The sequence below is a fragment of the Trichocoleus sp. FACHB-6 genome (assembly GCF_014695815.1).
Lineage (GTDB): Bacteria > Cyanobacteriota > Cyanobacteriia > Cyanobacteriales > FACHB-T130 > Funiculus > Funiculus sociatus.
On sequence record NZ_JACJOY010000036.1, the window covers coordinates 1 to 14864 of the forward strand.

At 45.1% G+C, this 14864-nt stretch carries 13 protein-coding genes and 1 tRNA gene; 6 read left to right on the forward strand and 8 right to left on the reverse strand.

Annotation, left to right across the window (positions count from 1 at the left end; all coding sequences use genetic code 11):
- Positions 1-331: 331 nt before the first annotated feature.
- Positions 332-835: an ankyrin repeat domain-containing protein gene (locus H6F66_RS07305; protein ID WP_190419737.1), complete on the reverse strand. Its 504-nt coding sequence runs from the start codon at positions 833-835 to the stop codon at positions 332-334.
- A 127-nt stretch (positions 836-962) separates the two neighbouring features.
- Positions 963-1256, reverse strand: coding sequence for a hypothetical protein (locus H6F66_RS07310; RefSeq protein ID WP_190419739.1), 294 nt, complete (start codon positions 1254-1256; stop codon positions 963-965).
- A gap of 527 nt (positions 1257-1783) precedes the next feature.
- Between H6F66_RS07310 and H6F66_RS07315 the strand changes: the two genes are divergently transcribed.
- The gene (locus H6F66_RS07315; protein WP_190419741.1) at positions 1784-3049 is read left to right on the forward strand and encodes an EAL domain-containing protein; all 1266 of its coding nucleotides are present in this window, start codon (positions 1784-1786) and stop codon (positions 3047-3049) included.
- 80 nt (positions 3050-3129) lie between these two features.
- On the opposite strand, the gene H6F66_RS07320 is transcribed toward H6F66_RS07315, so the two are convergent.
- Complete coding sequence (locus H6F66_RS07320; protein ID WP_190419743.1) at positions 3130-4440, reverse strand: dihydrolipoamide acetyltransferase family protein; 1311 nt, start codon at positions 4438-4440, stop codon at positions 3130-3132.
- Positions 4441-4715: 275 nt separating this feature from the next.
- Between H6F66_RS07320 and H6F66_RS07325 the strand changes: the two genes are divergently transcribed.
- Positions 4716-5267, forward strand: coding sequence for a hypothetical protein (locus H6F66_RS07325; protein WP_190419745.1), 552 nt, complete (start codon positions 4716-4718; stop codon positions 5265-5267).
- A gap of 105 nt (positions 5268-5372) precedes the next feature.
- On the opposite strand, the gene H6F66_RS07330 is transcribed toward H6F66_RS07325, so the two are convergent.
- The 3 genes from H6F66_RS07330 to recQ form a co-directional block, all read right to left on the reverse strand.
- The gene (locus H6F66_RS07330) at positions 5373-5822 is read right to left on the reverse strand and encodes a YlqD family protein (protein WP_190419747.1); all 450 of its coding nucleotides are present in this window, start codon (positions 5820-5822) and stop codon (positions 5373-5375) included.
- 176 nt (positions 5823-5998) lie between these two features.
- Positions 5999-7954: a long-chain fatty acid--CoA ligase gene (locus tag H6F66_RS07335; protein ID WP_190419749.1), complete on the reverse strand. Its 1956-nt coding sequence runs from the start codon at positions 7952-7954 to the stop codon at positions 5999-6001.
- Between the two features lie 237 nt (positions 7955-8191).
- Positions 8192-10354 carry a DNA helicase RecQ gene (gene recQ / locus H6F66_RS07340; RefSeq protein ID WP_190419751.1) on the reverse strand — a complete coding sequence of 721 codons (2163 nt, stop codon included), beginning with the start codon at positions 10352-10354 and terminating at the stop codon, positions 8192-8194.
- A 64-nt stretch (positions 10355-10418) separates the two neighbouring features.
- On the opposite strand from recQ, the gene H6F66_RS07345 reads away from it, so the two are divergent.
- The 3 genes from H6F66_RS07345 to H6F66_RS07355 all read left to right on the forward strand — a co-directional run bounded on the left by H6F66_RS07345 (position 10419) and on the right by H6F66_RS07355 (position 11862).
- Positions 10419-10703: a DUF427 domain-containing protein gene (locus H6F66_RS07345; RefSeq protein ID WP_190419754.1), complete on the forward strand. Its 285-nt coding sequence runs from the start codon at positions 10419-10421 to the stop codon at positions 10701-10703.
- 221 nt (positions 10704-10924) lie between these two features.
- Entirely contained in the window at positions 10925-11707 is a 783-nt protein-coding gene (locus H6F66_RS07350; protein WP_190419756.1) for an SDR family NAD(P)-dependent oxidoreductase, read from the forward strand.
- A gap of 73 nt (positions 11708-11780) precedes the next feature.
- Positions 11781-11862: transfer RNA gene (locus tag H6F66_RS07355), tRNA-Leu, on the forward strand.
- 54 nt (positions 11863-11916) lie between these two features.
- Here the strand turns inward: H6F66_RS07355 and H6F66_RS07360 are convergent.
- Positions 11917-12705: an RDD family protein gene (locus H6F66_RS07360; protein WP_190419758.1), complete on the reverse strand. Its 789-nt coding sequence runs from the start codon at positions 12703-12705 to the stop codon at positions 11917-11919.
- A 66-nt stretch (positions 12706-12771) separates the two neighbouring features.
- Positions 12772-13608, reverse strand: coding sequence for a DUF975 domain-containing protein (locus H6F66_RS07365; protein ID WP_190419760.1), 837 nt, complete (start codon positions 13606-13608; stop codon positions 12772-12774).
- 77 nt (positions 13609-13685) lie between these two features.
- On the opposite strand from H6F66_RS07365, the gene H6F66_RS07370 reads away from it, so the two are divergent.
- Positions 13686-14654, forward strand: a complete 969-nt coding sequence (locus tag H6F66_RS07370) for a stage II sporulation protein M (protein ID WP_190419762.1) — start codon at positions 13686-13688, stop codon at positions 14652-14654.
- Positions 14655-14864: the final 210 nt, after the last annotated feature.

Below are 14864 nucleotides of genomic sequence, written 5' to 3' on the forward strand. Positions count from 1 at the left end.
CTTCTATTATGAGTTACTAAGGTAAAAAAGTAGGTGCCTCCTTCTATTTTTGCTCTACGGTATTGCATGGCTTTGAATTGTTTTTAGTTGAAAATGTGATGTTGGGTTTCGTACCTCAACCCAACCTACGAGGCGATGCGATCGCACTGATTTAAGGGGAGCTAGAAGATTCAATGAAGTTAGGATTGAGAATGTTGTGTTTTATGAAACCATCATGCCTGATGGCAGTATCGGTACTGATAGTATCTACAGTTAGTTCATCTATTAGATTGTCTGCTTCTGAATGAGTTTGAAGTGCTGCTGTCAATAAATTTAATAATATTTTCTATAGTTATTCAGATAACAGGGAAAGCATCTCTGCTATTTCTATTTGCCCTCTCTCTTTTGCATATGCTAATGCATCCATATTTTTCATACGCTCTCCTGTGTACTTTATCTTAAAATTAACTTGATGCGTGATCAGAACCTCTACGATGTCTATGCTACCGCTGTAAATTGCACTAAACAAGGGATTTCTTTCTGGCTCAGATATATCTATCTCTGCCCCCTTTTCTAACAAATAATTAATGACATCTATTCGCCTTTCTGCGGCAGCAATATTCAAGGCATTTCCTTTCAAAATTCCTGCTTTTTGATTAATATCTACTCCCTTTTCAATAAGATACTTTATAATCTCCATACGGGCATTAAAAGAAACGGCAAAATGTAGCCAATTCCCAAATACAGTTGTTGCATTAATTTGGGATGGCTCAGAAGCAAGTAGGCTTTCTAACTTGGACTGATCACTATTTTTGATAGCCTGTCTGCTCTCTTGCATCAACAAATTGGTGTCCATGATATTATCTCGTTTGTGCTGCTATAGCAATCCTAAATGAGTGCGATCGCATCGCCTAGTAGGGTTGAGGAACGAAACCCAACATTACACCCTATATCTATTGAGTTTCACTCGCGTTCAACCAAACCTACGTTTTTAACTTCTTAGCAAGACCTGAAGGCGGAATTGACAAATTAGAGAGATTTGAAGGTATAGGTGGAAAGGTAGATGAAACGGGAGTATTGTTAGCTGGTGGTTTGGTTCCTGATTTACCGCACAAAGTTTCTAAATTTACCATTTGACCATTTGCTGTTTGCATATAACAAAATGGTGTGTCAACATGAGACTGTACTTGCGATGCTGGAAGACTAAAAGCAGCCTTAGTTGTCAGTGTAATCAAAAAGCCTGATAGGGCAAACGTCCAACGAAAAATTCTTAGCATTTGAATCAAACCTGATAATAGTCTTCGATTAAGAGCTTGGCTGATCAAGGTTTAAAACAACAACCGAGAAAACACCGAAAAACGGGCGTTGCATAATTGAGAGGTGACACCGGTCGGCTAATTCTGGTAGGAAACACCAAACAAAAATTTTAACAAAAGAATTATTGTTTTTAAAATAACATCCTATATTTACCAAATATATTCCCTAAGTGTCGATGAGGTAAAGCTATAAGGATGATACAGTTCTTTCAAAGATTGCCCTGTAATATAAAAGAAGTAGGAAAGCAGCAATTGCCAGGGTTCATTGGACTTGAATATCCCACACATTAAGTAAACCATATTGCCCTGTATAGCGTTTTTCAGTGGAATATATGGCAGTTCTGACGTTCGGACCAGCTTGGTAGGGACATGGCAATGCCATGTCCCTACAGATGTATTACACCCAATCAAGAATTGCTAGAGACAGTAACTGCATTCCTGCGGTTTCAACTTGATGTCTGCTAGAAATTGCTAGTAAATTTTCACCCATGCAAGTTGCCAATGTCGATTCTGATAATCCCCCCCCCTGTTGCATCCGCGACATTATTCAAAACAAGCGCCTGCAACCTCATTTCCAGCCAATCGTTTCAATCCGTAGAAGAGATGTTATTGGACTGGAAGCGTTAGCGCGAGGCATTGGGGAGGGCGGTTCGCTTATTTCTCCAGACACTCTTTTCGGCTTGGCTGCTGTCTTGGACACCATCCTAGATTTAGACAAGCTGTGCAGCAAAACGGCTGCGGAAAGCTTCCTGCGTCTCCATGCTGCTAACCCAAAGCTGATTTTGTTTTTGAATTTTCACCCTTCTACGGTGGTTAGTGACTTAAAGGGCTGCGGCGAACTGCTGGATGTGGTAGAACACTTAAATCTAAATCCGCACAACATCGTCATCGAAATTCTGGAGTCGCACATCGACGACATCAAAGCGTTGAGTCGGATGGTGGACAGCTACAAGCAGCATGGCTTTTTAGTAGCGCTGGATGACATAGGTTGCGGTCACTCCAACCTTGACCGCATTGCTTTTATCAAGCCGGACATTTTGAAAATCGACCGCAGTTTAGTACAAAATATTCACAACGAATACCACAAGCAGCAGATTTTCAAGTCGCTGGTCATGTTGTCGGAAAAAATCGGCGGTTGGGTAATCGCGGAAGGGATAGAATGCCAGGAGGAAGCGATCGCAGTCCTAGAATTAGGTGCGGACTTGCTACAAGGCTATTATTTTGCCAGACCCCACGCCATTGATGCCGAACGGGACAACGGCTTCCAAGAGACTATCAACGACACGGCAAACAAATTCAAAAGCCATAAGCTGGCTAAAATCAAAGCCCGCAAATCCAAGCAGGAGGAACGCCTGGCGATTGTGGACGCTTGCTTGAGGGAATTGACTACAACTAAGGTAGAGGATTTCGATCGGCAATTGAACGAAATCATTGGTCATTATCCCTCAGTGGAATCGATCCACATTTTGGACGAAACAGGCATACAAGTCAGCGACTGCATCTGCAACCTGCGGCACTTGCAACCACAAAAGACAATTATTTTTCCTGCGCCCGTTAAAGGCACCGATCACTCGCTAAAGGAATATTATTATCTTTTGCTGGAAGCACAATTCGCTTATTATACGAGCGAGCTTTATGTACCGCGACCCTCTGGAGATTTGTGCGTCACTGTCTCAGCCCGCTTCCATGATGCCAACAACCAATTGTTTATTCTGTGTGTTGCGATGTATGCAGATTTTGCCTTAGAAATTTAGGTGCATGGATTTATTAACCGTCAATTTCCTGCGTAGGGGCATGGCCATGCCCCTACAAACCGCCAATTTTGTCTTAGTGGTTACATTGTCAGAGATTGCACGTTAGTTTCAATCAACTTCGCCAAACTTTGCAAGAAAGCTGCGGCATCTGCACCGTAGATAATTCGGTGATCTGCGGTCAGATTTACCTGCATTTGTCGCCGCACTCCCATCATTCCGTCTTCGGTGGCGACGACTTGGGGACGGGACGCGCCAATTGCCAAGATAGCACCTGTCCCTGGAGGTAATATGGCATCAAACTTGTCTACGCCATACATCCCTAAATTGGAGAGGGTAAAGGTGCCAGAACTGTACTCGGCGGGTTGCAGCTGCTTGCTGCGCGATCGCTCTACTAAATCTTTCCAGGTACGGGACAAAGAGTAAATATCCTGCTGGTCAGCATTTTGCAGAACTGGCGTAATTAAGCCGCCGTCGTCCATTGCTACGGCTACGGCTACGTTAATCGCACTATGATAATGGATTCCCTGCTCTGAGTAGCTGGCATTCACCAAGGGATGTTTTTGCAAGGTTACGGCTACTGCTTTGGCGAGTAGCGCTGTCATGGTGACACCCTTGGATTTAATTTGCTTGTAGAGTTTGTCTAGGTTATCGGTGGTGATGGTGTAACCAACGCGGAAAGTAGGCACTTGCAGACTGGCTACCATGTTCCGCACGACGGCGTTTTGCAGCGTGTTGAGGGGGACGACACTACCAGGAACGGCAACGGCTGGTATAGTGGCTGCTGCTGCGGGTTTAACAGATGGTGCTGGTGCTGATGCTGGTGCTGGCTGTGGTGCAACAGGTGCCATTGTTGGTGTGGCAGTTGCGGCAGCAGGTTGTTTGCCTTTGTTCGCTGCTGCTTCTACATCTTCGGCAACAATGCGCCCGTGGGGGCCGCTGCCTTGGATGTTACTTAAATCAACTTTCAGCTCTTTTGCTAATTTACGGGCGCGGGGTGAGATGATGCTGCGTCCGTTGCGGCGTGCCGCTGGTGGCGTTTCTACGGCTGCGGTAGCGGCTGCTGGCTGTTCTTGGGGAGTGGGGGCTGGTGCAGGTGTGGCGGTGGCGCTGCCAGCACTGGGAGCCTGTTGTTGGGCTGTTTCGATTTCGGCTTCGGTTTCTGCGACCAGGGCGATCGCTGCCCCAACGGGTGCCGCTTCCCCAGCAGGTACGATGATTGTAGCCAGGTAGCCTTCATAAAAGGATTCCACATCCATATCGGCTTTGTCTGACTCTACAACGACCACGGTTTCGCCTTTTTCCACTTTGTCGCCTGGAGATTTGACCCAAGAGACTATTTTGCCTTCGGTCATCGTGGAACTAAGAGCGGGCATGAAAACTTCGTGAATCATGGGGTGGTCTTCCGAATCGACAGTCTACAAGAACAAGATTAAAGCCAGACGAATATTGTATCTTGACGGATGGCTTAGGGGCGAAGCATTCGAGGAACAATTTCTGACTTTATCCCAAATTTTTCGCTTGGGATGCTTCTCTCCTACTATCAGACCTTACCACGGCCTATATGTCTGTATTGCTGACAACCTTACAACGCTGATTGCTCCGGACGCTGGCGCTGCTGGCTAGAATTGGATATATAGAACTAAATTGAAACTTTCTATTATATCTAATGTCTGGCAAATTTGGAATTTCCCTTTTGGTGTTAGTAAGTATGACGCTGAGTTTGGGTGCTTGCAGCTACATCCGTGAACAATACCCTCGGTCAGCTATAAATCCAGCTATAGGTTCAGATATTAATAACACTCCTAAGCCTGGGTTACAATCGCCAACGACACAGGTGAGCCAAGGTATACCCGTTAGTGCAGAGGCAGAGAGAGAGAAGTATAAAACTATACCGCTAACGAATATCAAAGATGCTAAATCTTTGAAGGGAAGTGACCCGCAAGCGATCGCTCTTGCAGCTTTTGGTAACATTGAATCCGAGGGAGGCTCGCGGGATGTTAGGGTTGAGTATCCGCAACCAGATCGAGCTGTCGTAATTATTACTCAAACTGGGGTTGCAGATGATTCTGTTGGTGGTATTAAGTATCGCGTAGAATTTGCACCAACCTCTCCATCAGCCCAAAAGCCCCAAGAATGGACGATAGCTTGGGTTGGTTCCCAGGTAAAGTGTCGTGTGGGGCGGGGTCATCAAGATTGGTCAACCGAAATTTGTCAATAGGGACTGGGGGCTGGGGGCTAGGGACTGGGGGCTAGGGACTGGGGGCTGGGGACTAGGGACTAGGTAAGACTTTTTCCCAATCCCCAATTCCCAATTCCCAAATTATTAAATTTCCCCGCGAATTTCTTCGACAATTCCATCCCGCAGAAGAATTTCTACCTGCATTTTTTGAATCAGGTTGTCTCCCGGTTCAACTTTAAAGAAGCCTTCAATTTGACCGTGGTTAACCTCGTCGTTGAGGTCTATCATTTGCACTTGTTGCAACTGTTGCAGCAGCTGATTCTTTTGCTCTAGGAATTCACTTTTCTTTTGATTGACTTGGATTTGGATATTGTCAATTTGTTGCATCACTTGAGGGCCAGGGGGTTGCAAACTCTGTTTTTGAATTTCCGATATTGCCCTCTGTCCTTGCATCTCCAACTGTTGTAGCTGAGAGTCAAGTTGATTAATTTGCGTCTGTAGTTGCTGCTGTGCTTCCTCCTTCCAACGAGGAGTGACAACCGCTTTAATAGTAACTGGTCGCTTCAGCAGCAGGTGTGATTGAGAAACATCCATATCCGTTGTACTTGAGAAAATTAAAGGAGTAGTCAGAAAAGTTAGAAAGTTTTTCCGCCTACGGCGTTCCCGTAGGATAGGTTTGAAGGTTGAAAGTTGAAAGTTACAGGTTTAAACTTAACCAATTTTTAACTTATTAACTTTCAACTTGCCAACTTTTCAACTTTCCAACTGAATCAGGCAAACATCCCGTCGATCATATCGCGGTAGCGTTCCATTACAACAGGTCTCTTAATTTTCAAGGTTTGGGTCATCATGCCATTTTCAATGGAAAAGGGTTCTAAAATTAGCTTAAACGGGCCAATACGGTCATCTGGGCGATATCCAGGGCGATTTTGCACCTCTCGATTCAACTCTTGCCGGATTAAATCCTGAATGATCTTACTATCGAGGTCTATTTCTGCTGTGCCTGGGGATGGTTGGTCTGGTAGACGCAAGTGTAAATTTTGTAAAGCTGCCCACTTTTCCAACGCTTCCACATTGGGGACAATTAAAGCACCAAGCGATCGCTCGTCTTGTCCTACTAGAGTAATCTGGTCGATGTAAGGGCTTCGCAGACAAGCATCTTCAATCGGCTGCGGTTCGATATTTTCACCATTAGTTAAGACAATCGTATCCTTTGCCCTTCCGGTCAGCACCACATCATTGGCCACTGTCAGCCAACCCAAGTCGCCGCTATTAAACCAGCCTTCCGGGTCAATTGCCTTAGCAGTGGCTTCAGGATTTTTGTAATAGCCTCGCATAACTTGGGGGCCTCGCAACAACACTAAACCTCGTTGACCGACAGGAAGCGGCTGACGAGTTTCCGGGTCAACAATCTTAGCTTCTGTACCGGGAATTGGTTGTCCGGATGAACCTCGTAGATTATGCCAAGGGCGACGGGCGTGGGTGACGGGGGAAGTTTCCGTAAGGCCATACCCTACGAGTACCTGAAGCCCGGTAATTTCAAAGAAGTTCTCTAAGTGCATGGCCAAGGACCCGCCGCCACTGAGAACATACTTCATTTTTCCTCCTGTAGCTTCGCGTATTTTTTCATACACGAGTTTTCCAGCAAGAGCATGGATAGGATACAAAGCTAAAGCTTGTATTCCAGCCAAGATTCTTTCTGGAAGCGAGGGAGATAGGTTATCTAAGCGTAACTTTGAGAAGGTGCGACGAGCCTTGATGTAACGCTGACTTACATTGAGTAGGTTGTTAACCAGTTTCTGTTTGTTAGCTGGTTGTTCGCGGAACTGCTTTTGGACACCTTCATAAATTGATTCCCACAGCCGAGGAACGCCAACCATGTACTGAGGTTTATATTCTTTGAAGTCTCGCTTGATGTGACGAATGTTGCTGTAAATCTGGGTGCAACCTTGGGAGAGAAAAAAGTATTCGCCAATACGTCCGAAACTGTGCCAAGTGGGGAGAATGGTGATAGCGCGATCGCCTTTATGCGGTTGTAAAACAGCTCCCAAGGTGGTTAACTGGTGCATCAAGTTGCCATGACTCAGCATCACACCTTTCGGCTTGCCCGTGGTGCCGGAGGTATAAATTAATGTCGCCAGACTTTCTAGGGTTTGCGTGACACTTTGTAAAGATTGATTTGCACCAGCTGCCATAACTCCAGAAAAGTTCAACACTTTCACAGTGGAGTCTTGGAGTGGTTCTTCGTCGGATAGTAGTATTACCAACTGAACTGGCAAATCTTTGAGGTGTTCCCAAAGTTTTGAGAGCGTCTTTAAATCTTCCACTACCAAGGCAGTGCTGCCGCTATTTTCTAGTATAAATAGTAACTCTTGCCGCTCTGCCTGAGCGCTGCGAACAGCGTTAAAGGCACCCGCTGTCATAATACCTTGGTCGGCAATGAACCAGCGAGGGCTGTTGTCAGAAAATAAAGCTACGCAAGATTCTGGTTTTACTCCCAATACCTGCAATCCAACGGCAAATTGTTGAATTTTGTCGGCAAGCTGGGTATAAGTTAGCACAACTTCTGGTTGAGAGTGGGGGTCATGGAGGGCTATGGCATCCCCAAAATGCGATCGCGCTTTTTTCCAGACTTCGGGTAGAGATTGGGCTGAGCTGTAATCTACCACATGGCTGAGGTTAGCACGCTCTCGCTCGCTGAGATGGAAGGTGGGAGTTTTCGACATACTCAATTTCTCCTCTAGCTAATCGCTGTGTTTCCAACATACTCCTTTGGGGGGAGCAAATAGCAATTTTGACGGACAGATTTTATTGTGCCATACGGCTTAAAATTGGTAGCATTTTATACTTTACTTTTACAGTTTAATAGTGTATTCTAATAGAATGGGAATCTGTGCGTGCAAAAAAAAAGTGATTTTTTTTAACACAGAGGTAAGTAAAGGTTTTCTTGGCGAACCTTTGCCTTAAAAACTTTTATTCCTTCGTTTCCACATTCCTCGTACCAGTCGAATTTCATCAAAGCTATAGCTTTCCCCTAAGAATTCCCGAATTTTGGTGAGAGATTCAGTAGCAGTAACTTCAATAGCTTTTAAAATTTCTAGCTGACGTTCTGGGGAAACCATAGAATTTATATCTATTGGCTGATTCAGGGCAATTAATTCAGCTAAATGATCTACAATGGTGCCTGTACGCAAGTCACGTTGTTGGGCTATTTCGGCAACGCTCAAACCTTGCATATACAAATCCAAGGTTTTGAGTTGGGTGTAACTGGGTTGATTTTTTGACGGAGTTGTTGCTGTTGCTACCGGGGTTTGTGGGGTAATTCCTTGCTCTTTACAATAAGCTTGGATTTCGCTTACAAAACGTTCCCCGTACTGCGCTAGTTTATATTCCCCAACGCCAGAAAGTCTAGAAAATTCTGTTGAAGTTTGGGGTTGCGATCGCGCCATCAACTTTAATGTAGAATCTGAGAAGACAACGTAGGGCGCGACAGATTGTTCGTCTGCTAATTGTTTGCGAAGCTGGCGCAGTCTTTCATACAACATTTCCACTTCAGCAACTCTTTGCGGTGATTCCTCTATCACTGCTACAGTGGGAACCGCAATTTTAACTTCACGCTGACGGCGCAATACTTCCCAGCTGAGGGCGTTAAGCTTGAGGACAGAATAACCGTCACTGGTTTGATCTACAAGTCCTTGGTGTAAAAGCGATCGCGCCAGCATCTTCCAATCGTCTACACTTTTATCTGTACCAATACCATAGGTAGAAAGTTCGTGATGTCCGTTCTGCTGAATTTTCTGATTTTTCGAGCCGCGCAGCACATCAATGATATAATTCATCCCAAATCTTTCTTTACAACGCGCTACGCAAGAGAGAAACTTTTGGGATTCAATTGTCCAATCTTCTAGAGGTTTCGGAAAGCGACAGTTATCACAGTTAGCGCAATTCCCTTCAAAACGTTCTCCAAAATAACTTAGTTGAATCGTGCGGCGACAATCTGTTCCTTCAGTGTAATCTATAACTTGTCGTAGCTGTTGACGGGCAATTCTTTGCTCTTGGGGATCTGATTTTTGGTCGATAATATATTCAATAGTTTTAATATCGCCGTAGCTGAAAAATATTGTACAACTAGCAGGTTCTCCATCGCGTCCTGCCCTTCCTGCTTCTTGATAATAACTTTCTAAATTGCGCGGTAAGTCGTAATGAATTACAAAGCGCACATCAGGTTTATTAATGCCCATACCAAAGGCAATTGTCGCCACCATCACTTGCACATCATCCCGAATAAAACGTCTTTGATTAGATGTGCGGTCTTCATCACTTAGTCCCGCGTGATAAGGTAAAGCTTTGATGCCATCTTGTTGTAGCCGAAAAGCAATTTCATCGACCCGCTTGCGACTCAGACAATAGACAATTCCGGAACCTTTAGCAGCGCGAACTTGTTGCAGAAGTTGCGAATAAGCTGTTTTTAGTTTTGGCTGAACTTCGTAATAGAGATTTGGGCGATTAAAGCTGGCTATATGAATATTTGGTTGCCGCAGCACCAACTGTTGTATGATGTCTTGGCGGACGCGCTCGGTAGCAGTGGCGGTGAGAGCTAAAAACGGGACATTTGGGTAGCGATAGCGTAGCAATTGCAACTGGCGATATTCGGGGCGAAAGTCGTGTCCCCATTCTGAGACGCAGTGCGCTTCATCAATTGCGATCGCGCTGATGCCAATTTTATGCTGTACTAAATCTAAAAATGGCAGAAATTTCTCCGATAGCAGCCGTTCCGGGGCAACATAAAGTAATTTTACGCGACAGTTGAGGATGTCTTGCTCCCGCGATCGCACTTGCGCCAAACTCAGACTACTATTGAGGAATGTCGCACCAATTCCATTATCCTGCAAGGATTCCACCTGATCTTGCATCAACGCAATTAAAGGCGACACCACCACAGTTAATCCTGGTTTCAGTAGTGCTGGTAACTGAAAACACAGAGATTTCCCACCGCCTGTAGGCATCACAACCAGCAAATCCCGATTAGAGAGCGCTTGTTGTATTATCTGGCGTTGTCCGGGGCGAAAGCTATCGTAGCCAAAAAATCGCTTTAGCGCGTGTTCGAGAGATTGAAACTGAGACATTGTTAGCGAGGGCTTCTGCTTTTTCCCCTCATAATGTTAATAGATCACGAAGCAAAGTAAAGTTATGCCAAAAGCAGTTTGGAATGGTGCAATTTTAGCCGAAAGCGATCGCACCGAAGTAGTGGAAAACAACCACTACTTCCCAGCCGACTCCATCAACCGGGAATATTTCAAAGAAAGCAACACCCATACAAGTTGTCCCTGGAAAGGGCAAGCCAGCTATTATACCATCGAAGTCGATGGACAGGTTAATAAAGATGCTGCCTGGTACTATCCCCAGGCAAAAGACAAAGCTAAGAACATTGAGGGTTACATCGCCTTCTGGAAAGGTGTAAAAGTCGAAGCTTAAAAAAGCTCCTCCTAACCCCGTTCCTGGGCTGCGGCCTGGGAACGTTAGAGGAGGCTCAGCCTCCGCAGTGTTACTATAATCTGACCCACAGCAACGCTTCGCTAACAAAATAGCCATTCCCAGGCGGATACTGGGAAGCACAAAGATATCCTTCCCCCAGTAGACGGATGTAATGTTCCTCTTTTTTGTTAAACCATTAAATCAAAGCAGAGGAGGGGGCGATGCAACTTACAGGAAAAGTGGCACTCATCACGGGTGCTGGTTCGGGTATTGGCAAAGCTGCGGCGGTGCTGCTGGCGAAAGAAGGCGCGAAAATAGGCGCATTAGGTAGAAGTGACGAGGAACTCAAAGCAGTTGTCAGCGACATTCAGGCTGCTGGCGGGGAAGCCATGATTTTGAAGGCTGACATCTCCGAGCCAGAGCAGATGCAACAAGCTGTGGAACAATTGGTAAATCAGTGGGGACGCTTAGATATAGTCTTCGCCAATGCAGGAATTAACGGTGTCTGGGCATCGCTGGAGGATTTGACACCCGAAGAATGGGATAAAACGATGGATGTCAACCTCAAAGGTACCTTCCTTACCGTCAAATATGCCGTTCCTCATTTGAAAAAGCAAGGCGGTTCAGTGATTGTCACCTCTTCCGTCAACGGCACGCGGATGTTTAGCAACACGGGTGCGACAGCCTACGCCTGCACCAAAGCAGCGCAGGTCGCCTTTACTAAAATGGTGGCGCTGGAACTGGCGGAACACCAGATTCGAGTCAATGTGATTTGTCCAGGGGCAATTGACACAAATATAGACCAAAATACCGAGCGTCGCGAATTAGACGAGATTCGGGAACCTGTGGAGTATCCCGAAGGACAAATTCCCTTAACAGACGGTAAATCTGGAACCTCTGAGCAAGTGGCTCAGCTAGTATTATTTCTAGCTTCCGATAATTCTAGCCACATCAGCGGCACGGAAATCTGGATTGATGGCACCCAGTCGTTGCTGGTGGGGTAGAACGGAAATTAGCGTGTTTGCAAAAAAATGGTGCCAGTGGTGAAAGTTTTTGCTATGATAGCGATCGCACCATGCGGATGTGGCGGAATTGGCAGACGCGCTAGATTTAGGTTCTAGTTTCGCAAGAAGTGAAGGTTCAAGTCCTTTCATCCGCATTACCAAAGAAAAATAGTCGGGATGTACAGATGTGCGTCCCGACTATTTTTCTATCAGGTTGATGATTGCTGCTGATATGCCAAATATACAGCCTCCAAAAATAAATTAGCGCTTACTCCAGGCGGCACATTTTCCAAAGCAATGACTTCTTTAACCTGTTTAGCCAGTTTTCGGCTCAATTCCGTTCTTGCTTCCGGAATCATCGCCTCACGCCGCTGCAAATACTCTCGAATTACAGCAAAATCTTCTGGCAATAAGCTTGACAAATCCGCTTCCATTTGCAACTTATTAGCCAAAACTTCTGCATTCTCGGAAACTGAGAAAGTTTTAGCAGTAACTTGCTGTTCTTCTTGAATCACAATAGTTCCCGCCACCAAATCTCCCAGGCGCTTCTCTTTTCGGGTAAGTGTAATTAAAAACACTCCCAGAAACAAGATGTCATCAACAGGTCGTAGCAAAGCCCGCAGCGTTGAATGTTGTAGCCTTATCGGTCTACCATCATCACGAATTACGCGAATTTTTACATAGCGCTTACCAGGTGTTTGTCCCCGCCAGAAGGCTTCAAAAAAAACAAAATAACCTACATAAATTGAGAAGGTAATTAAGGACAGAATTGCTATTAGCCAAAGGTTTAAACTACTGTTATTTAAAGCAATAGTTTCAATTAAAGCTACTAATTGAATAGAAAATACTGCCCAAACGATTAGGAAGACCAGCAGAATTGCGCTTAAGAAAATATAGTCGATAAACAGCGCATAAGCTCGATTGCCAATTCCTGCTAAAGTAAAGTCCAGTTCTACGCTTTCCGGAGTTTGGAGCGTAACTCGATTAAAAAAGTGCATAGCAGTTCAGCAAAGCTTGAGATTAAATTAGGTAATAGTGTCAGCCTGCGAAAATAGGTAAAGCACCTAATTATTATCGCGCAAATTCAAACCCAAACCTTCCCGACGACTGCGGAGATCGTAGTAGATAACTGCTTTAACCGCTTGCCAGAAGGGTATTAAAAGCGCCCCACTTGCTATGGTGAGCGCTAAAAATAGCACTAAATACAGCACTCCAAAGATGGGAGAATCTGCGGAGAACAAAGCACCTAATAGCAATTGAATCATAGTCGTAAGTATTTGGACAACAATGGATATAGGCAGAGTGATTAAAAAGGAAACAAAGACTATCCATTGCAGTCGCCCGACAAATCCCTCAGTTAATTGCCAACTGCGATTAATTGCTGAATTTGCAGTCATATTATTCTCAATCGCCAACGGCACTTCCACGATAAACCAGCGGGAAATAAGCCGGATATATACAACCAAAAAGACAATTACGGCAATAACTGTCAGCAGACTCACAATGATAATTGCCGTAGGATTCTGTCCAAGGATAGCACCCACCACCACTACCAGGAGACCGAAGCCAATACTGGCGGCAAGCGCTATTCCAGAAAGTATCAAACTAACCAAGATTCCTGCCCAGAAGAAACGCCACATCCGAGGATTGACATGACGGCGGGCATCATTTACAGTTTCCGGACGTTCGAGTAATTCGCTGAAAACAAGACGCGAGATTAGCGCTGAGATTGCAGAGAATTTCGCCCAACCATAAATCGGAACTAATATCCACAGATAAGCAGTGAACGCCAAACCATAATATAACTTGAAGCGATCGCGATAAATCCGCAAAGCAGCGCTAACGACATTGCCTACACTCAGCGGCCCTGCGGGTTGGCTAAAGCTGGGATTCTTAGACATGAGGATTTCTCCAGTTGTGTGAGGCGCAAAATTTAACGCTATCTTAGGCCAAGTCTGGGAGAATTCTGGGAAATTTCATGAATATTCAACGTTGGATTGCGCGGCGGGAACCGAACTGGAAGCGCTTAGATGCCCTTTTGAGACAAGTCGAAAAAAAAGGGATTGCATCTCTGCAAGCATCGGAAATTGGGGATCTAGCCAGTTTATATCGTTCTGTAGCGGCAGATTTGGCTAGAGCAAAGACAAACAACGTGGGAAATATCCTAGTGCAAGATTTGCAAAAATTAACATCTCGTGCATATAACCAGATTTATCAAGGTTCGCGCCGTCAGGAATGGGAAGCGGTGCGGGAGTTTGTGCGTTGGGGTTTTCCGGCGGTGGTGCAAGAGACATTTGGTTACACGGCGGTAGCGACGGTGATTTTTTTCTTGGCGGGGCTGATTGCATGGTGGTTTGCTTGGCAAGATCCGGTGTTTTTGTCGCTGGTTGTTCCAGAAAAATTGATTTCACAGGTACGCGATCGCCAAGAATTGTGGATGGGGTCGATTGTCGGAATTGAACCTTTAGCTTCCAGCAGCATTATGATTAACAACATCTCGGTATCATTTGGTGCCGTTGGTGGTGGTATCACTGCTGGTGCCTATACGATATTTCTCATGGCATTCAACGGGCTGCATATTGGCGCGATCGCTGCTTTAGTTGCTCAACATAATTTGGCTTACCCTTTCTGGGCGTTTGTTTTTCCTCACGGTTCCCTGGAATTACCTGCGATTTTTTTAGCTGGTGGGGCTGGTTTATTGATAGGTAGAGCTATTCTTTTTCCCGGTAAATATCGTCGTGCTGATGCACTGAAAGTTTATAGTTTGCAGGCGGCTCAGTTATTATTTGGCATTGTACCCATGTTGATTATTGCTGGTACTATTGAAGGTTTTTTCTCGCCAAGTCCAGTCGTTCCATCGGCGATTAAGTATGTTACTGGTATAGTGCTTTTTACGCTTTTAGTAATATATTGCAGCCGTAAACCATTTGATAATATTCAGGCTTAAGTAAATACTTAATAGTAATCCTAAATAATTCGTAAACCCCTGTAGGGACACGGCACTGCCGTGTCCCTACACCAGGGCAAATACTCGTTCACAGCTTAGAGGATGTTTTAAAAGTCGGTTAGATAGCAAAAAAGCTCACTCAGTGTAAGCTGCGAATATGTAGTACACAGCACTGAGAGAGCGTTATGAGTAAAGCTTACCCCAGTAATT